Origin of the sequence: Pseudomonas sp. URMO17WK12:I6 (assembly GCF_003253625.1) — a bacterium.
Classification (GTDB): Bacteria; Pseudomonadota; Gammaproteobacteria; order Pseudomonadales; family Pseudomonadaceae; genus Aquipseudomonas.
In genome coordinates, this window is record NZ_QKYZ01000009.1 from 152,130 (window position 1) to 169,724 (window position 17,595).

A 17,595-nucleotide genomic window follows, 5' to 3' on the forward strand; every position below is an offset into this window, starting at 1 on the left:
GCCCCGCTTGCGTTGACCTGCCACGGCATTACGCGGAATTGACAGCCATCAGTAAATCAACCAGTTCGTATTCAAGGTAATCCGCGAGCGCCAGCCAGTCCTGTCGCTCCTGGCTATCCAGCATACCTGTCAGCAATGCCATCCACCGGGCCGCGATCTGGCTGTCTGCTCCGCCGACCCGCGACTGCACCTGCTCCGCTACCTCGACCATGACCAGCGCCGCCTCGACATCCCTTCCCAGACGAAACAACGCTGAACATTGCCGGACCTGATCAACGAGTAGCTCTTCGCTCATCGACTGAACTCCGGATGAAATGTCGTGCCGACAATCATGGCCCCAGCTCGACTGCTGTTGTAGAAGACGACGTGTGGATGCGCAGCGATATAGCGCTCCAGCTCACACAGGTAACTACGGAAATTGAGCTGGGTCTTGACCCGCTGCCCATGCCCATCCAACACCCAATGACGAGCCGCGACCAATTGCGGGCCAAGGTCGCCGTCATCCCAACCGGCATGGGTTTTGTTGTTGGGGAACGCGAAGTCCGCCCCGAACAGCGTGATCTGACTGGCACCCATTTTCACCGCCAGGTCCACCGCCGGATGAATCACGCTGCCGCCTGCAAACAACCCTGCCCGTGGGAGCTGCTTGCGCAGATCGCGAAAGACCGGGCTTGCCGAGTAGGCGACATAGCGTTTGCCTTGCCAGGCCTGCAAGACCGCAGGAGCCACCAGCGGCATGTAGACCAGCGTAATGTCTGCGCTGTCCTCGGGCGGCAGATGGCGCTGCGAGATACGCTGGTCGATCGTGACGACGACATCCGGTTTGATACCGTTCTCGATGAGCGGCCGGTAAGCGGTATCGACACAAACGAACAGCGGTCGCTGGGTCTGGCCGCGAATTGATCGCAAGGTTACGAAATGCTGTTCCAGGCTCGGCCCGGTGGCGATGACGAACATCGGCTGGCCAGCGTGTGTGGCGAACAATTGTGCGGCGTCGCTATCGACGCGGATCTGTTCGACACTTTCCAGCAAGCGCGCGGCGATTTCCGGATTGTCCGGATCAAACTCACAGTTGTTGAACGTCAGATGGGTTTCGCTGACCAAGCGGTCACGGATCTTCGCGTTGAAGTCATCGGCCAGCACCAGCTCTGAAGGCAGGGCAAAGAACGGCAAACAAATTTCAGCCAAATCACCGGCGTAGTGCAGCTCGATCCGCGAATCGCTGAGCCACGGCTGCTGATCGAGTAATTGCAACACCAGCGCAAACACTGCGCCGTTAAGGATATGTACGTGTAACTGAATCAGCCCCGAACGCTGCAGCAGCTCCAGCTGCAGATCACCCAGCCCTGTGCCATAAACGTGCAACACCGGACTGTCGACCGGCAGCCTTGCGGCTTGAAGCTGCGCTTCGCGGGTACGGTCATGGCGACTGGTCAACTGGATGCCGTTGATGCTCAGGGTCGAGCCGAGCCCTTCCACCAGATCGGCCTGCAACGGGCCCGGATCTTCAGACAGCAGACGCTCAGCCACGGCCGGCCAGCGACGCTGAATGAGTTCGGCGTTGGGTTGAAAAAACTCGCTCATGGCGCCTCGCTGTGATTCGGGCAAAAAAATAGCGCTCAAGGTTACACCTTGAGCGCTTTTTTTGTGTCCGGCTTTTAGAAGATCAAGGGCGATAGATGATCGCCGACCCCCAGGACAAACCAACACCAAAACCGCTGAGTGCCACACGCTTCCACTTGGAGTCGAGCACGTGCTTTTCCAGCAGCAATGGAATGCTCGACGACACGGTGTTACCGGTCTCGACCATGTCCTTGAGGAACTTCTCGGGCTCGCCTTCGAAGCGTCGCGCCACGGCATCGACAATCGCCGCACTGCCCTGGTGAATGCAGAAGGCATCGATATCGTCGGCCGTCAGACCCGAGTCGCCCAGCAGCTCGTGCAAATGCGCAGGGACTTTGAGCAGCGCGAAGTTGAAGACCTGACGGCCATTCATGAAGAACACGCCATCGGTGACCTTCAGGTGCGGCGCACCGGAACCGTCGGTGCCGAACTTGGCCTTGCCCAACTGCCATGGAGCGTCTTCGCCCATCCAGGTGGCGGTGGCGGCATCGCCGAACAACATGGTGGTGTTGCGGTCTTCCGGGTCGACGATCTTCGAATACGGATCGGCGGTCACCAGCAAGCCATTCTTCAGGCCTGCGGCTTCCATGAAGCCCTTGATGGCGTAGATGCCGTAGACGTAACCGGAGCAGCCCAGGGAGATATCGAACGCGGCCACGGTCGTCGGCAGGCCCAGCTTGTCCTGAACGATGGCGGCGGTGTGCGGCAGGCCTTCTTCGTCGCCGTTCTGGGTCACGACGATCAGCACGTCGATGGCTTCACGCTTCAATTCAGGGTTGTTGGCGAACAGTGCGTTGACTGCTTCGACACACAGGTCCGAAGTTTCTTGCCCGGCGTCTTTGCGCGGCAGGAAGGCCGAACCGATCTTGCCCAGGATGAATTCTTCATCCTTCTCGAATTTTGCACCTTGTGCGTAATTGTCCACGCCGGCTACAGGAACGTAGCTCGCAATGCTCTTTATGCCAATCATTACGGCTTCCCAATAATAAACAGCCCAATACCACCGCTCGCAAGGAATCGAGGGGCGCCGACAAACAACGAATAACGTCGCCCTCAACGAGGTGACAGCGGGAAGAGTAAAAGGCCATCACTGAGCCAAAAGCAGGCCAGGCGCCCTCTTCCCTATTTATACAATACAGTGAAGATGCGCGTAATGACTCGCAGGTCACGCTATTTTGCCGAATCAGCCCCACAAGCGGTTATTCGACCAGCGACCAGTCCAGCGGCGTTCCGCGCTTGATGGCCTGGCGGGCACGGCGGCCCAGAAGGGTTTCAGCGTGTTTCGGGGCCAGCCCCAGGCCCGGACGGATGGCCCGCAGATTGGCGGCGGTAAATGGCTCACCGGCGGTCATGTCCTGGGTGACATACAGCGACCGGCGGTACACCAGGGACTTGCGCTCGGCGTCAGTCACGCCGTAATGCACCCGGCCCATGGCCTGCCAGGCGCGCTCGGTTTCGACCACCAGGCTGGCGAGTTCGGCCGGTTCCAGGGAGAAACTGGCATCCACGCCTCCGGCGGCACGGTCGAGGGTGAAGTGTTTTTCCACCACCGTCGCCCCCAGCGCTACGGCGGCGACAGACACCCCGACACCCATCGAATGGTCGGACAAACCGACTTCACAGCCAAACAACTCACGCAGATGAGGAATCGTGCGCACGTTGCTGTTGGCGGGCGTCGCCGGGTAAGTGCTGGTGCACTTGAGCAACACCAGATCCTTGCAACCGGCCTCACGGGCGGCACGCACGGTTTCATCGAGCTCGGCGATGCTGGCCATGCCGGTGGAAATGATCAGCGGCTTGCCGGTGGCCGCAACCCGACGAATCAACGGCAGATCAGTGTTCTCGAAGCTGGCGATCTTGTAGGCCGGCACATCGAGGCTTTCGAGGAAGTCCACCGCGGTGTCATCGAACGGTGTGGAAAACGCCAGCATGCCCAGCTCTTTGGCCCGGGCGAAAATCGGCGCGTGCCATTCCCACGGCGTGTGGGCCTTTTCGTACAGCGCATACAGCGAAGAACCGGCCCACAAGCTGTTGGGGTCCTTGATGAAGAACTCGCCTTCGGACAAGTCCAGAGTCATGGTCTCGGCGGTGTAGGTTTGCAGCTTCAAGGCATGGGCGCCGGCCTTGGCTGCGGCTTCGACGATTTTTATCGCCATGTCCAGCGACTGGTTATGGTTGCCGCTCATCTCGGCAATGATGAACGGTGGCGCATCGGCACCGATCGAGCGATTACCGATCTTGAAACTGGTCATTGTTCTGGATCCTTCAATACGCGCGTGAACGCGCAAGCACTCTGAGTAAAACCACCCTCGCGGAAAACCTTCAGCGATGGCTGATTGGCCGGCAGCACCTGAGCGGTGATGGCCTCAAGTTGTGGCCAATGCGCCGTGACGAACGCTTCGCCCCGCGCCAGCAGCGCCCTGCCCCAGCCCAGGCCGAATCGGCCTTCGAACAAATAGATCGAGACTTCGGCCCGCGTACCGTCAAGGTCATAGCGCAGCATACCGACCGGGCCGTCATCCGCCTCGGCAATCAACAGCAGTCGCTGAGGGTTGTTCAGGCTCGCAGCCAGCCAGACCTGATGCCGCTGCCAATCGATGGCGTGGGTGTCCAGCGACCAGCGCCGTACCGCCTCGGCATTACGTCCCTCGAACAACAATTGCGCATCGTCCGGATCGGCTCGACGCACCTGCAGTACCGCTCCCGCCAGTGCTGCCGCCACCCGCTGCGCGCCACGGCCATCGACCAACTGCCGTGAGCGTTCGGCCATACTTTGACGAAAACCTTGATTGCCTACGACAAAACCGATGGCTTGGCGCAACTGCTCGACGCTGACATGCTCGCGGTTGCCCAGGAACACATGAGCGCCCGAGGTCGCCATCACCTCGCCGTTGGCCTGCTGATTATTCGAGACCGCAATGCAAATCGTCGGCAGCCCCATGGCCGCCCGCTCCCAACTGGTGCCGCCACCGGCACCGATAAACAGGTCAGCCTCGGTCATCAGCCGATAGAAATCGCTGACAAAACTGTGCAGGCGCCAGTTCGGACGATACGCCGCCAGCGCCTGCATCTGCTCCCAGGCCGGGTTGTCGGCCCCCGCCACGAAATCGACCTCCAGCTCATGAAGGTCCGCCAGCGCCAACATCGCGTGGTGGGTCTGCATGGCCGCATCGAAGCCGCCGAAGTTCACCAATACTCGCCTGGCCCGAGGCTTGATCTCGACCGCCGGGCAGCAGAACTCATCGCGCAACATCGCAAAACGTGGACCGAGCAAGGTCTGGCAGTCGGGCGTCAGCAGCGAGGCATAAGCCTCTGGGGTGCCCGACAGATTTTGATTGAGCAGCAGATCGACGCGGTATTGCCGAGTGGCCAGGTCATCCACCGCCGCGATCCTCGGTGCCCAGCGGCGGGCCGCGGTCTGCCAGTGATGATCGAGGCCATAATGGTCGACGATGATCCAGTCGAAAGCCGGATGGCTTTCCAGGGCTTGCGCCAGCGCGGCGATGTCCGCCTGCCAGGGCAGCATCGATTCGATGGCCTGCTGCGGATCTTCATCGGGGTAGCGTGCCGGCAGCGCGAAGGTCTCGAAGCCCTCGCTGGCCAGGCTGTCCAGTCGATGCCCCGGCAGCAGGCGACAGGCGAAGGCAACGTGCGTGCCCTGCTTTCGCAACACCCTGGCCAGGGTCAGGCAGCGGGCAATGTGGCCGCTGCCGATGGTCGGCGACGCGTCAGCGCGGATCAACACCCTCATTGCAACTCACCTCCGGCCTTCAAGGCGGCGTAAAGGTATTCGGCGCGTTTCCAGTCTTCGAGGGTGTCGATGTCCTGTACCAGGTAGCGCGGCAGAATCACCGGCAGGCTCGCCGGCGAGAACAGCGCATCACCACGCAACCAGGCCTCGCTGCGTCCCCAGTAGAACTGGCCGGCGTCTTGAAAGGCTTCGGGCAAGTCCTGGGAACGGGTGTCGCGAAACTCCGGATAGAGCGAGGTCAGGGCGCCCTGCGCGTCGAGGGTCAAGGCCCGCTGCACCGGAAAACCAAAACCGGTGACTGAAAACGCGAAAGACTTGTCCGGGTGCTGCACCAGCAACTCATGCCCCTGACGCAAATAACGCGCTTGCAACAACGGCGCCGTCGCATAGATGCAGCAGGCATGGTCGAACGGTGGCAATTGATTCAAGGCATGCACGATCACCGCCGCAGTCCCGGTGAAATCGTCAGCCAGTGCCGAAGGCCGCATGAACGGCACCTGAGCGCCATTGGCTCGTGCGACGTCGGCGATTTCCTCATCGTCGGTACTGACGATCACCTGGTCGAACAGGCGCGACTCCAACGCCGTGCGAATCGAACGGACGATCATCGGCACGCCGTCGAACGGCTTGAGGTTCTTGCGCGGGATTCGCTTGCTGCCACCACGGGCCGGAATGATCGCAACACAGCTCAAGAGTCACTACTCCTCAAGGATCAGTCGTCGCAATTGCTCGACCACATAGTCCTGTTGTTCATCGCTCAGCAGAGGAAACAGCGGCAGGCTGATGGCCTCGGCGTAATAACGTTCGGCCTGGGGGAAATCACCCTCGGCAAAACCCAGGTCGCGATAGTACGGCTGCAAGTGCACGGGAATATAGTGCAGATTCACCCCGACACCGGCCGCTCGCAAGCCTTCGAACACCTGTCGATGACTGAGGTTGATCCGCTCCGTCTGCAAGCGCACCACGTACAGATGCCACGCCGATTCGGCTTCAGGCTGCGTGCTGGGCAAGGTCAGCGGCAAGTACGCCAGCAACCGGTCGTAACGCGCCGCCAGTTCACGGCGGCGTTCGATAAAGCCATCAAGCTTGTTCAGCTGTGACAGACCGAGGGCCGCTTGCAGGTCGGTGATCCGGTAATTGAAGCCCAGTTCCACTTGCTGGTAGTACCAGGGGCCGTGGCTGGGCTCGGTCATCTGCTCCGGGTCACGGGTCATGCCGTGGCTGCGCAGGCGTTGCAAGCGCTCGGCCAGTTCCGGGCGATTGGTCAGCACCATGCCGCCTTCGGCACTGGTGATGATCTTCACCGGGTGGAAACTGAACACGGTCATTGCCGCGAATTCACCGCAACCCACCGGGCGCCCGGCATAGGACGCGCCGACCGCGTGGGAGGCATCCTCGATCACCGTGAAACCGTAACGTTCAGCCAGTTCGGCGATCATGCGCATATCGCAGCTCTGCCCGGAGAACGCTACCGCCACCAGCACTTTCGGCAGCTTGCCGTCGCGCTCGGCGATTTCCAACTTCGACGCCAAGGCGTAGGCATCGAGGTTCCAGGTCAGCGGGTCAATGTCGACAAAATCGACATCGGCGCCGCAGTAGCGACCGCAGTTGGCCGAGGCCAGAAAGGTGTTCGGCGAGGTCCATAACCGATCGCCCGGCCCTAGGCCCGCCGCGAGGCAGGCAATGTGCAACGCCGCCGTGGCATTGCACACCGCCACCGCGAAATCGGCCTGGCACCGCTCGGCCATCGCCTGTTCGAAACGCTCGATGGTCGGCCCTTGGGTCAGCCAGTCAGACTGCAACACGGCGACCACCGCATCGATGTCCGCCTGATCGAGGCTTTGCCGACCGTAGGGAATCATGCCGACAGTTCCGCGTGCAGGTCGGCGATCTGGCCGACTGACAGGAAGTGCGGGTTGGTATCGGAACGGTACTCGAAATCTTCGCCCACCGGCCGGCCCTGCTCGCCCAGTTTGTCGACGGCAAAATCCACGTCGACGCTGGTGAAACGGATCGACGGCTGAATGGTGTAGTGATCGTCGAACTCCAGGGTCATGCGCGCGTCGTCCAGCGGTACCATCAGCTCATGGAGTTTTTCCCCCGGACGAATGCCGACGTGTTTGTGCGGCAAATGTTCAGCCATGCCCTGTGCCAGATCGACGATGCGAATCGACGGGATCTTCGGTACAAACACTTCACCACCGTGCATGCGGGCGAAGCTGTCGAGCACAAACTTCACGCCGTGATCGAGGGTGATCCAGAACCGCGTCATGCGCTCATCGGTGATCGGCAGCTCTTTGGCGCCCTCGGCGATCAGTTTGCTGAAGAACGGCACCACCGAACCCCGTGAGCCAGCGACGTTGCCATAGCGCACCACGGCAAACCGGGTTTGTTGCTCGCCGGCAATGTTGTTGGCAGCCACGAACAATTTGTCCGACAGCAGCTTGGTCGCGCCGTACAAGTTGATCGGGCTGGCAGCCTTGTCGGTGGACAGCGCGACAACTTTTTTCACGCCGTTGTCGATGGCCGCGGCGATGATGTTTTCCGCGCCGTTGACGTTGGTGCGGATGCATTCGGTGGGGTTGTATTCCGCCGCCGGTACTTGCTTCAGCGCCGCGGCGTGCACCACGTAATCGATACCGCGCATGGCCTGACGCAAACGGTCGGCGTCGCGCACATCACCGATGAAGTAACGCATGCACGGCGCGTTGAACGTCTGCTGCATCTCGTACTGCTTGAGCTCATCGCGGGAAAACACCACCACCCGCTTGGGCTGGTATTGCTCCAGCAAGCGGCGGATGAAGTTGCGCCCGAACGAACCGGTGCCGCCAGAGATGAAAATCGATTTACCGTTGAACATGCCTTGAGTCCTTTTACCTGTCAGCCAGGCTTATGCGAGCAACTGCGCCCAGTCAATGCTGGTCGGTTCGCCGAGGGTAAAGCCCTTGCCAGTCAAGGCCAGGTTCTGGTTGTAGGCTGAGTCCTGCTCGAAACGGGCGGGCCACTTGTCACGCAGGGCAGCTGCCGCCTGCGGATTGTCCGGCAAAGTCCCGGGGTGCGTAATCTGCACTTGTGGTGTCCAGACCGTCAGCAAACCTGCGTCGGCAACTTTCAGGCACAGATCGACATCGGCGTAAGCCTCGTCGAAATGCTCTTGGTCCAATCCACCGACGTCATCAAACACTTGCTTGCGAATCATCAGACAAGCACCAGAGACAGCCTGATAGTTCTGTTCGACGACCAAGCGACGCATGTAGCCCTGGGCATCTTTTTTCTCGCCTGCGAAAGGTGAAGCGACCCCGCCATTGAGGCCCAGAATCAAACCGGCCCCCGTCACATTGCCATTGGCATCCACCAGTTTGGCCCCGACCACTCCTACCTCAGGACGCTGCGCCTGGTTAAGCAGTGCCTCGATCCAGTTGGCGTTAACGACCTCGGCGTCCGCCGCCAGCAGCACCAGGTATTCGCCCTGAGCCTGTTCTACAGCCAGGTTAAGTAGTGCCGAAGTGCTCAGACGCTGCTCTGCCCTGACCAGACGAACCCGGCCACGACCGTTCTGCTCCAGGCTTTCCAGCCAGGCGAGCAGTTCGGCGGACTGGCTGTGATTGTCGACGATCACGATCTCATTGTTCTGATAGCGCGTGCGTTGCAACACGCTGACCAGGCAGCGCTGCAAACACTCCAGGTTGTCCTGGCTGTGAACGATGATCGAAACCTTCGGACGATCGGCGTGACGGTAGTCGATACGGTAGCCTCCCGACGCTTCGGCACTGACCTGGGCCTGATATCCGCGGGTCGCCAGATGACGAACCAGAGTCTGGCGTTCGTGTTCAATAGGCCCCGGCAGCGGTGCCTGGGTGATCAGCAAAGGCTCTGCCAGATGCGCGAGCCCGGCCAGGCCGCCGGCTTCGATCAGGCGCAGCAACAGGTCGAACTCGAGCGCCGAAGTGAACTCACGAGCAAAACCGCCGACCTCCACCAACACCTCACGCCGGATCAGCCAATGCCGCGCAGTCAGCGCCGGCAGGCTCTGCAACAAATCGAGGTTGAAGGCGGGACGGAAGACATCGACCAGCGTGCCATTGGCCTGACGATGAATCTCGTCCACCGCCACCGCACGGCAACCCTCGGCGTTCTGCAACTCCAGGCTGGCACGCAACAGACCCGCGGCGGTGAACTCGTCGCCCGCCTCGGCCAGCAGCAACCAGTCCGAGGTCGACTGGCGAGCAATCTGGTTCAGCTTATCGACATAGTTGCTGGTGGTGACCTTGACGAAATGCAGGGTGTTTTGTTCGGTGGTGACTGCCGGCAGATCGCCGGTGGTGAAGACCACCACTTTGAAGGCCCGGAACGCGCTCTCCATCAGACTATCGAAGCTGGCCTGAAGCTTGTCCATGTCTGCGTCCAGGTCCAGCAACAAAATGCCGAACTGAGGTCCACCGTCATTGGCTGCCAGATGCTGGTTGATTTTCCTCACCGCAGTCTCATTTGGCTCCCGTGCCTGCAACCAGTTGAGCAGACGTCCCGACGGCATCGTGTCGAGCAACTGACGACTATCGTGGGTCGGCACACTGTCCAGGCGCTGCACCCAATCGGCCAACACTTGGGCATCAGCCGTTTCCCCCATGTCCACCAGTTGCTGAGCGAGCTTTTGCACGACTCGACGGTTGAAGGCGCCGAGTTCCACGGCTTGAAGCAGGCGCGTCTGGATCGTCGCCGGACTGTCATTGGAGTAAGTACGCTGCAGTGTCTGCTGCTTGAGCAATGTCCCTTCCATTTCCTCAAGTTGCAAACGGCCGGCCGGCATTGCATGGAGCAGAAACTCGCACTCCGCCAGTTGCTCGAAGAAGGCGCTGTTGTAGAACGGCATCTCGACGTATTGCTCCGGGCCGAAGACACGCTTCGGGCCGACCGTCGGATCGGTCCAGTAAGACTCGAATATCGGTTCGATGGTCAGCGCGTTGCGGGCAGTCAGGCTGTCGGCCAAAGCGGCGAAGCTTTGCAGGGCCAACTGGGCGGTCTGCTGTTGGTCGAGACCGGTGATACCCGTCGGCAGCGATGACAGGAACCCGGCAAAGCGCTCGCGCTCGGCGACAGAGCGGGCGTCCTTGAAACTCAAGGTCGTCATGATTTCGGTGTTGTGATCCGAACGCCCGTAATTGACTTCACGTACCACATAGGGTGCCGGGAGAATTCGCGCCTTGGCCCGTGCCAGCATGTAGTACACGTGGCCGATTTCCTGCCACTGGAAGATCGTGCCTTCCGGCATCGCTTCGTACCAGTCACGCAACAACGAGGTCCGATGCACGGCATAGAACGGCGGAATGTACTGCCCCATGTAATCGAGTACACGGTCCTGGCCTTGTTCGGCGTTGTAATCCTCCTGCACCTTCTTGTCGCGACGGTAGTACTGCACATAATTGGCGTGGGTCAGGTACATCAGGCAATAGCCGTGGCACAAACCGTAGTCGGGGTTGGCTTCGAGGAAGTTCACCGATTCGGTGAGAGCACCGTGCAACAGGAAATCATCGTCGGAGGCGAACACCATGTACGGCGTGGTGACCTGTTCGACACCGTATACCAGCTTGGCCTGGATGCCCCAATAGCCGAACTGCGGCAAATGCCGATAGTCGATGGTGTCTGCAACCGTCGCCGCGCCATCCAGAGCAACGGCTGACGAATCAAGGACCAGAATCCTGCAAGGCAGCGTGCTGTAGAACTGCAACGCCCTGCGCAAAAACGCCGGACGATTGTGCGTAATCAGCACCAGAGTGAACAGCTCACTCAGGGGCAACGTGTTTTCAGAACCGTAAATGCCTTGCATATCCTTCCCCGCCACAGACCTATTGCCTGATGAACACTTGAATGAAGTTGTCGTTTAACGCACCCGGCGCAGGTAGCCATCCGGCGCGACGGTGATCAGCAGTTTGCTGTGAATCGCCTGATCGATCTCGAAATCCCGGTTTTCTTCCAGGTACGCCCAAACGGCGGTTTTAGGGTTATCACCCTTGCCCCATGGACGGTCCGGAAAGGCGTCTTCCGGCATGTCTTCGACGACCGTGTCCATGACCACGCAGTAGCTGCCGACCGAGACCATCGGTGCATACAGGCGCAACTCTTCCAGCACGTGTTGATGGGTGTGATTGGAGTCCAGCACCACCAGCACTTTCTTGCCCTGAATGCGCTCGCGCACCTGATCGACGATCGCGGTGTCGATGCTCGAACCCTGAATCATCTGGATTCGTTTGCTCATCGGATGGGCTTCGATCGCTTCGCGGTTGTGCTGGCGAATATCGATGTCGACACCCAGTACTTCACCATGGCCGATCAGCTCCAGCATCGAGGCGTAAAACACCAACGACCCGCCGTGGGCAATCCCGGTTTCCACGATCACATCCGGGCGCAAGTTCCAGATGATTTCCTGCATGGCCACCATGTCCTGAGGGAACTGAATGATCGGGCGGCCCATCCAGCTGAAGTTGTAGGTGTACTTGTGTTTGGCCGTGGTGCCGACCCAGTCCAGGGACTCGGCCTGCAGCGCTTTGTCTTTCTTCAAACCTTCGATGTTGCCTTTTACTTCTTCACGAAACTGCTCATGGGGATTCATCGCAACTCTCCAAAAAAAAAGGGAAACGGCTTACTTGAATACCTTACCGTCGGGGTAAGGCACCGCGTTGGTCTTGATGATCCTGGCGGGATTGCCCGCCACGACCGAATAATCCGGAACATCTTTGGTGACAACGGCGCCGGCGCCGATGGTGACCCAGCGACCGATGCGCAGGCGCGGCAGGATGGTGGCGTTGGTACCGATAAATGTCCCGTCGCCGATTTCCACGCAACCGGCGATACACACCCCAGGTGCCATGAAAACCGAGTGGCCGATCCGTCCTTCATGCCCCACCACGCTGCCGGCACTGATACTGGTGTTGTCGCCCAGCGTTACTTCGGCCTGCATGAGCACGCCTTCCTGTAGATAACTGCCCTGCCCCATGCGAATCATGGTCAGGTCGATACCCGGGTGAACGAATTGGCCCAGGGTGGCGCCGGCCTCGACCAGTTGGCGGGTGGTCTCGTAGCGCAGCCGGGTACTGCCGGTGATCAGGTTCACGAAGCGCGCCTGAGGCCCTTTGAGTTCGCTCACCCGATCCGAGCCGCCGATCACCGGTACCCCATAAAACAGCGTGCCCTGCTTACTCGGGTCGTTATCCAGAAAGGCGAATTCGACATTGGGGGTGCTGCGCTTCACCGCGTGAAGCATGCGCACCGCTTCGGGGTTGGCCGCGCCCAGCAAATAAATCTTCACGACAGCTGCCTTTTTGCGAGCAGGGCACGCACGACATCCACCACTCGTTGCTGATCGGCGTCGGTCATATCGTGATAACTCGGCAGGTTGAATGCGCGCTCCGGCAAGGCGAAAGCCACCGGTGTGTCGACAGAGTGTTCGCTGAACATCGGCAACGACGACAACGGCCAGAAGAACACCCTGGCATCGATATCGGCAGCCTGGAAAGCGGCGATCAACTCATCCCGGCAAATCCCGGTCTCCGCATCGAACACCACTGTCGGCATCCAGTAGCCGTTACGCGAGTGCTCAGGCTCAGGGTTCAGGGAAACACCCGGCAGTAATGTCAGGGCGCGGGCGTAATTGGCGAAAATCTCACGCTTGCGACTGATCAGCTCATCGATACGCTCGACCTGAGCGCAACCGACGGCGGCCTGCAGGTTGCTCATCTTGTATTTGAAGCCGATGAACTCCGGCCAGAACTGTTTGGTGCTGCCAGCGACCCGGCCATGGTTGGATAAGGTCAGGACGCGCTCGTACAAGGCTTTGTCCGAGGTGACGAAAATCCCGCCCTCGCCGGTGGTCATGGTCTTGGTGCCATGAAACGAGAACGCACCGAATGCACCTAGAGAACCGGCCGCCCGACCACGCCATTGCGAGCCGATGGCCTCAGCGGCGTCTTCGATCACCGGAATATTGTGTTCCCGACCGATCGCCAGCAAGGCGTCCATATCACACAGGTTACCGTAGAGGTGCACTGCGAGAATGGCTTTGGTTCGCGGGGTAATTGCACGCCTGACCTGCTCCGGGTCCAGGCACCAGCTATCCGCCAGAACATCGACGAATACCGGCGTGGCACCCAGGTAGGTAATGGGCGCCGCCGACGCGATCCAGTTAGTGTTGCCCAGGATCACCTCATCGCCAGCACCAATGTCCAACGCCGCCATCCCCATGTGCAAGGCGCCAGTACAGCTGGAGGTCGCGATGGCGTAGGTGGCGCCAAGATGCTCGGCAAAACCATGCTCGAAACGCGTCAGATATTCGTAGCAACGTGCGCCCCAACCGTTCTGAACGGCGTCCAGGGCATACCGGGCTTCCAACTCGCCCACGCTCGGCTTGGTGTAATGAATTCTGCTCATTGAATGCTCAACTCCGGAACGGCGACAACAAACCGCGCGCCCCACACTTTGACCGAGGCGAATTGTTGGGTGATTTCAGTCAACAGGTTCCAGGGCAAAACCAGGATGTAGTCGGGTTTTTCAAGATCGATGCGGTCGGGCGAAACCACCGGGATTCGACTGCCCGGCAAGTACTTGCCCTGCTTGTGCGGGTTGGCATCGGCCACCCAGGCCAACAGGTCCGGTTTGACCCCGGCGTAGTTGAGCAAGGTGTTGCCCTTGGCTGCCGCACCATAACCGACCACGCGCTTGCCGTCGGCCTTGGCCTGCAACAGGAAACGCAGCAATTGGTGCTTGATGCCCTCGGCCGCTGGCGCCAGGGTCGCGTAGTACTCGGGGGTTTTCACTCCCGCTGCCAGTTCAGCCTGCAACTGCTGTTGAACGGCTGGCTGCACCTCACGGCGAACACCGTCGGCCCGCTGGACGAACACCCGCAACGAACCGCCATGGGTCGACAACTGGCTGACGTCGAACACTTCCAGGCCATTGCGCTCGCACAAGGTCTGCACGGCAGTCAGGGACAGGTAGGAATAGTGCTCGTGATACAGCGTGTCGAATTGCTGCCCGGCCATCAACGTCAACAGTTGCGGAAATTCGAACGTCGCCACACCGGTCGGCTTGAGCAAGGTGGAGAAACCACCGAGGAAATCATTAATGTCCGGCACATGCGCCAACACGTTGTTGGCGGCCATCAGGTCGGCGGCCCAGCCTTCGCTTTTCAGCTGCGCGGCGGTGTCGCGACCGAAGAACAGTTCGCGAATCTCCAGGCCTTTTTCCCGCGCCGCTTGCGCGGTGCTGCGGGTTGGCTCAACGCCCAGGCAGGGGATGCCGCGCCCGGCAACGTACTGCAACAGGTAACCGTCGTTGGCGGCGATTTCCACCACGCGACTGTCGGCAGTCAGGCCGAAGCGTTCGACCATCTCGGCGACATAGCGCTCGGCATGGGCCAGCCAGGTACTGGAGAACGAACTGAAATACGCATACTCGGCATCGAACAGGCTGTCGGCGCTGGTGTAATCCTCGGTTTGCACCAACCAGCACTGCTGACACACCGCGACCTTCAATGGTACCCATTGCTCGGCTTGTTCCAGGCGATCGGCGTGCACATAGGCGTTGGATGGCGGCGAGGTGCCGAGATCGATCAGCGGCAAGGCCAGAGGAGTACCGCAACCACGGCAGTTCATAGACGCACTCCAGCGAAGTGTTCATCGATCAAGGGATGGCTGGAATCCCTGGCCGACAGATTATTGACAGGCAACGGCCAGGCAATCGCCAGCCGTGGATCGTTCACCGACAACCCGCCCTCGTGCGCAGGCGTGTAATCAGCGCTGTGCAGGTAGAGCAATTCGGCGTCATCGGTCAGCGTCTGGAAGCCATGGGCGAACCCGGCCGGGATCAGCAAGCTGCGACCATCACCGGCCTTCAGGTGCTCGGCGTGCCAGTGCAGAAAGGTTTCGGAATCGGGGCGCAAGTCCACCGCCACATCCCAGACTTCGCCGCGCAGGCAGGTAATCAACTTGGCTTCCGGCGCATTGGAATTTTGAAAATGCAGACCGCGCACACTGCCCCGCTCACGGGTGCAGGAGTGGTTGATCTGGCGGATATGAAACGGCTGGCCGAAAGCGCTCAGGCTGCCTTCACAAAACAGCCGGGCGAAGTGCCCGCGATCATCTTCGAAGCGTTTGTGCTGCACGCTGAACAGACCGGCCAGCGGTAAGGCTTTCAACAAGAACTCGCTCACAACGCGCCTCGGTACAGGTTCAACTGGTTCAGGGTGACTTCACGCATGTCATCACCGTTCTGCCACGCCAGGTGCCAATCGAGGGTTTGGGTCAGGCACTGCTGCAACGACCAGCGCGGTTGCCAGGCCAACCGTTGACGGGCGCGACTGCTGTCCAGGCGCAGCAGACCGGCCTCATGCAAATCACTCGGTTCGATGCGCAATCCGCGTGCTTGCGGCCAGCGGCTGGCAAGCAACTCGACCACTTCGCCGACGCTGCACATGTCCGCTTCGCTCGGACCGAAGTTCCACGCGCCGGCAAACTGTGGGCCTTGTTCGTAGAGACCGGCAGCCAATTGCAGGTAACCTGCCAAAGGCTCAAGAGCGTGCTGCCAGGGGCGCACGGCCTGCGGGTAGCGCAGGGTCACCGGCTGGTCGGCCGACCAGGCCTTGAGCACATCGGGAATCAGGCGTTCCGGCGCGAAGTCGCCACCGCCCAACACGTTGCCGGCCCGCGCGGTGGCCAACGCCAAGCCATGCTCGGCGTACTTGTCAGCCGGGAAAAACGAGGCAGCGTAAGACTGCGCCAACAATTCGCAGCAAGCCTTGCTGCTGCTGTAAGGATCGTGACCGCCCAGGGCTTCGTCTTCGCGGTACGGCCACAGCCATTCCTTGTTGGCATAGACCTTGTCGGTGGTTACCAGCACACAGGCACGCACGCCGCCGACCTGGCGGATCGCTTCAAGCAGGTTGAGGGTGCCCATGACGTTGCTGGAATAGGTGCCAAGCGGATCGCGATAGCCTTCGCGCACCAGCGGTTGGGCCGCCAGGTGCAGGACGATTTGCGGCTGGGTTTCGACGATCAGTTCCAGCAAGGCGCCCAGATCACGCAGATCACCACGCTGATCGTTGATGCCCTCATGTACCCGCGCCAGTTCGAACAGGCTCGGCTCGGTGGACGGATCGAGCGAAAACCCGCTGACCTCGGCCCCGAGGCTTTGCAGCCACAACGTTAACCAACTGCCCTTGAAACCGGTGTGGCCGGTCAGCAGCACCCGTTTGCCACGCCAGAACTCCGGACTCAGGCCCATTGCTTCCATGGGGCCTCCCCGCTCTGCCACAGCGCTTCGAGGTGGTTCTTGTCGCGCAGGGTATCCATCGGATGCCAAAAGCCGTCGTGCTGGAAAGCAGCAAGCTGGCCATCGCTGGCCAGGCCGGTCAAAGGTTCGGACTCCCAAACCGTCTCATCCGCGGTAATCAGCGGCAGCACCTTAGGCGACAGCACAAAGAAACCACCATTGATCCAGCCACCGTCCCCACGAGGTTTTTCAGTGAAACCGCGAACCAGATAACCTTCGCGCTCCAGGGCGCCATAACGACCGGGCGGCTGGACCGCCGTGACCGTGGCAAGCTTGCCGTGGGAAAGGTGAAAATCCACCAGGGCGCTGATGTTCAAGTCAGACACGCCGTCGCCGTAGGTAAAGCAGAACGCTTCTTCGTTTTCCAGATAGCGGCCGGCCCGTCGCAAACGACCACCAGTCATGGTTTCCTCACCGGTGTCGATCAGCGTGACGCGCCACGGCTCACTGTAATTCTGGTGAACGTCCATACGGTTGTTGCACATGTCGAAGGTGACGTCGGAGGTGTGCAGGAAGTAGTTGGCGAAGAAGTCCTTGATCGCATAGCCCTTGTAGCCAAGGCAGATCACGAAGTCATGAATCCCGTGGGCGGAGTACTGTTTCATGATGTGCCAAAGAATTGGCTTGCCACCGATCTCGATCATCGGCTTGGGCTTCAGGTGCGATTCTTCGCTGATGCGCGTGCCCAGGCCACCCGCCAGAATTACTGCCTTCATCGTCTCCCCTCTTGTTCTTCACAGAGCTCGGCCAAGCTGTTTCAAGCTTTTGCGGGCTGTCTGGCTAAAACGTTCTGCCATGTCAGACGCTGGCGTACCGGCCGCAAGCGCTCGTTTTATGGCGATATCAGGGGGACTTGCAGGAAACGCGCCAGCTCATGAATCCAAATGGCAGGCACAAAAAAG

General features: G+C 60.3%; 16 protein-coding genes. All 16 read right to left on the reverse strand.

Annotated elements, in window-relative coordinates; genetic code table 11:
- Positions 1 to 28: 28 nt before the first annotated feature.
- Positions 29 to 295 carry a hypothetical protein gene (locus F475_RS18020; protein ID WP_018925033.1) on the reverse strand — a complete coding sequence of 89 codons (267 nt, stop codon included), beginning with the start codon at positions 293 to 295 and terminating at the stop codon, positions 29 to 31.
- A complete protein-coding gene (locus tag F475_RS18025) occupies positions 292 to 1,584 on the reverse strand; it encodes a motility associated factor glycosyltransferase family protein (protein ID WP_111454400.1) in 1,293 nt (430 codons plus the stop codon). The genes F475_RS18020 and F475_RS18025 overlap by 4 nt, the downstream gene beginning before the upstream one ends.
- An 82-nt stretch (positions 1,585 to 1,666) precedes the next feature.
- Positions 1,667 to 2,593: a ketoacyl-ACP synthase III gene (locus F475_RS18030; protein WP_018925031.1), complete on the reverse strand. Its 927-nt coding sequence runs from the start codon at positions 2,591 to 2,593 to the stop codon at positions 1,667 to 1,669.
- Positions 2,594 to 2,822: 229 nt separating this feature from the next.
- Entirely contained in the window at positions 2,823 to 3,875 is a 1,053-nt protein-coding gene (pseI, locus tag F475_RS18035; RefSeq protein ID WP_111454401.1) for a pseudaminic acid synthase, read from the reverse strand.
- Positions 3,872 to 5,374 (reverse strand): UDP-2,4-diacetamido-2,4,6-trideoxy-beta-L-altropyranose hydrolase, encoded by a 1,503-nt coding sequence (gene pseG, locus F475_RS18040; RefSeq protein ID WP_111454402.1) that lies wholly within the window; start codon positions 5,372 to 5,374, stop codon positions 3,872 to 3,874. Before pseG ends, pseI begins: the two co-directional genes overlap by 4 nt.
- Positions 5,371 to 6,066: a pseudaminic acid cytidylyltransferase gene (gene pseF / locus F475_RS18045; protein ID WP_064619514.1), complete on the reverse strand. Its 696-nt coding sequence runs from the start codon at positions 6,064 to 6,066 to the stop codon at positions 5,371 to 5,373. Before pseF ends, pseG begins: the two co-directional genes overlap by 4 nt.
- Positions 6,067 to 6,072: 6 nt before the next feature.
- Positions 6,073 to 7,236, reverse strand: coding sequence for a UDP-4-amino-4,6-dideoxy-N-acetyl-beta-L-altrosamine transaminase (gene pseC / locus F475_RS18050; RefSeq protein ID WP_111454403.1), 1,164 nt, complete (start codon positions 7,234 to 7,236; stop codon positions 6,073 to 6,075).
- Positions 7,233 to 8,234, reverse strand: coding sequence for a UDP-N-acetylglucosamine 4,6-dehydratase (inverting) (gene pseB, locus F475_RS18055; RefSeq protein ID WP_019579558.1), 1,002 nt, complete (start codon positions 8,232 to 8,234; stop codon positions 7,233 to 7,235). The genes pseC and pseB overlap by 4 nt, the downstream gene beginning before the upstream one ends.
- Positions 8,235 to 8,264: 30 nt before the next feature.
- Positions 8,265 to 11,198 carry a TIGR00180 family glycosyltransferase gene (locus tag F475_RS18060; RefSeq protein ID WP_111454404.1) on the reverse strand — a complete coding sequence of 978 codons (2,934 nt, stop codon included), beginning with the start codon at positions 11,196 to 11,198 and terminating at the stop codon, positions 8,265 to 8,267.
- Positions 11,199 to 11,252: 54 nt separating this feature from the next.
- Positions 11,253 to 11,981: a cephalosporin hydroxylase family protein gene (locus tag F475_RS18065; protein WP_018925024.1), complete on the reverse strand. Its 729-nt coding sequence runs from the start codon at positions 11,979 to 11,981 to the stop codon at positions 11,253 to 11,255.
- A gap of 30 nt (positions 11,982 to 12,011) precedes the next feature.
- Complete coding sequence (locus F475_RS18070; RefSeq protein WP_018925023.1) at positions 12,012 to 12,677, reverse strand: acetyltransferase; 666 nt, start codon at positions 12,675 to 12,677, stop codon at positions 12,012 to 12,014.
- Positions 12,674 to 13,795: a DegT/DnrJ/EryC1/StrS aminotransferase family protein gene (locus tag F475_RS18075; protein WP_111454405.1), complete on the reverse strand. Its 1,122-nt coding sequence runs from the start codon at positions 13,793 to 13,795 to the stop codon at positions 12,674 to 12,676. Before F475_RS18075 ends, F475_RS18070 begins: the two co-directional genes overlap by 4 nt.
- The gene (locus F475_RS18080) at positions 13,792 to 15,018 is read right to left on the reverse strand and encodes a class I SAM-dependent methyltransferase (protein ID WP_111454406.1); all 1,227 of its coding nucleotides are present in this window, start codon (positions 15,016 to 15,018) and stop codon (positions 13,792 to 13,794) included. Before F475_RS18080 ends, F475_RS18075 begins: the two co-directional genes overlap by 4 nt.
- Positions 15,015 to 15,575: a dTDP-4-dehydrorhamnose 3,5-epimerase family protein gene (locus tag F475_RS18085; protein WP_111454407.1), complete on the reverse strand. Its 561-nt coding sequence runs from the start codon at positions 15,573 to 15,575 to the stop codon at positions 15,015 to 15,017. The genes F475_RS18080 and F475_RS18085 overlap by 4 nt, the downstream gene beginning before the upstream one ends.
- The gene (gene rfbG, locus F475_RS18090; RefSeq protein WP_026286325.1) at positions 15,572 to 16,654 is read right to left on the reverse strand and encodes a CDP-glucose 4,6-dehydratase; all 1,083 of its coding nucleotides are present in this window, start codon (positions 16,652 to 16,654) and stop codon (positions 15,572 to 15,574) included. The genes F475_RS18085 and rfbG overlap by 4 nt, the downstream gene beginning before the upstream one ends.
- A complete protein-coding gene (gene rfbF, locus F475_RS18095) occupies positions 16,636 to 17,409 on the reverse strand; it encodes a glucose-1-phosphate cytidylyltransferase (RefSeq protein ID WP_018925018.1) in 774 nt (257 codons plus the stop codon). Before rfbF ends, rfbG begins: the two co-directional genes overlap by 19 nt.
- Positions 17,410 to 17,595 lie beyond the last annotated feature (186 nt).

Bases quoted from the DNA above. Each gene is read 5' to 3' on its own strand.
- F475_RS18020 (WP_018925033.1), bottom strand. From the start codon at position 295: ATGAGCGAAGAGCTACTCGTTGATCAGGTCCGGCAATGTTCAGCGTTG.
- pseC (WP_111454403.1), bottom strand. From the start codon at position 7,236: ATGATTCCCTACGGTCGGCAAAGCCTCGATCAGGCGGACATCGATGCG.
- F475_RS18060 (WP_111454404.1), bottom strand. From the start codon at position 11,198: ATGCAAGGCATTTACGGTTCTGAAAACACGTTGCCCCTGAGTGAGCTG.
- rfbG (WP_026286325.1), bottom strand. From the start codon at position 16,654: ATGGAAGCAATGGGCCTGAGTCCGGAGTTCTGGCGTGGCAAACGGGTG.
- F475_RS18065 (WP_018925024.1), bottom strand. From the start codon at position 11,981: ATGAATCCCCATGAGCAGTTTCGTGAAGAAGTAAAAGGCAACATCGAA.
- F475_RS18025 (WP_111454400.1), bottom strand. From the start codon at position 1,584: ATGAGCGAGTTTTTTCAACCCAACGCCGAACTCATTCAGCGTCGCTGG.
- pseG (WP_111454402.1), bottom strand. From the start codon at position 5,374: ATGAGGGTGTTGATCCGCGCTGACGCGTCGCCGACCATCGGCAGCGGC.
- pseI (WP_111454401.1), bottom strand. From the start codon at position 3,875: ATGACCAGTTTCAAGATCGGTAATCGCTCGATCGGTGCCGATGCGCCA.
- F475_RS18030 (WP_018925031.1), bottom strand. From the start codon at position 2,593: ATGATTGGCATAAAGAGCATTGCGAGCTACGTTCCTGTAGCCGGCGTG.
- F475_RS18075 (WP_111454405.1), bottom strand. From the start codon at position 13,795: ATGAGCAGAATTCATTACACCAAGCCGAGCGTGGGCGAGTTGGAAGCC.
- rfbF (WP_018925018.1), bottom strand. From the start codon at position 17,409: ATGAAGGCAGTAATTCTGGCGGGTGGCCTGGGCACGCGCATCAGCGAA.
- F475_RS18080 (WP_111454406.1), bottom strand. From the start codon at position 15,018: ATGAACTGCCGTGGTTGCGGTACTCCTCTGGCCTTGCCGCTGATCGAT.
- pseB (WP_019579558.1), bottom strand. From the start codon at position 8,234: ATGTTCAACGGTAAATCGATTTTCATCTCTGGCGGCACCGGTTCGTTC.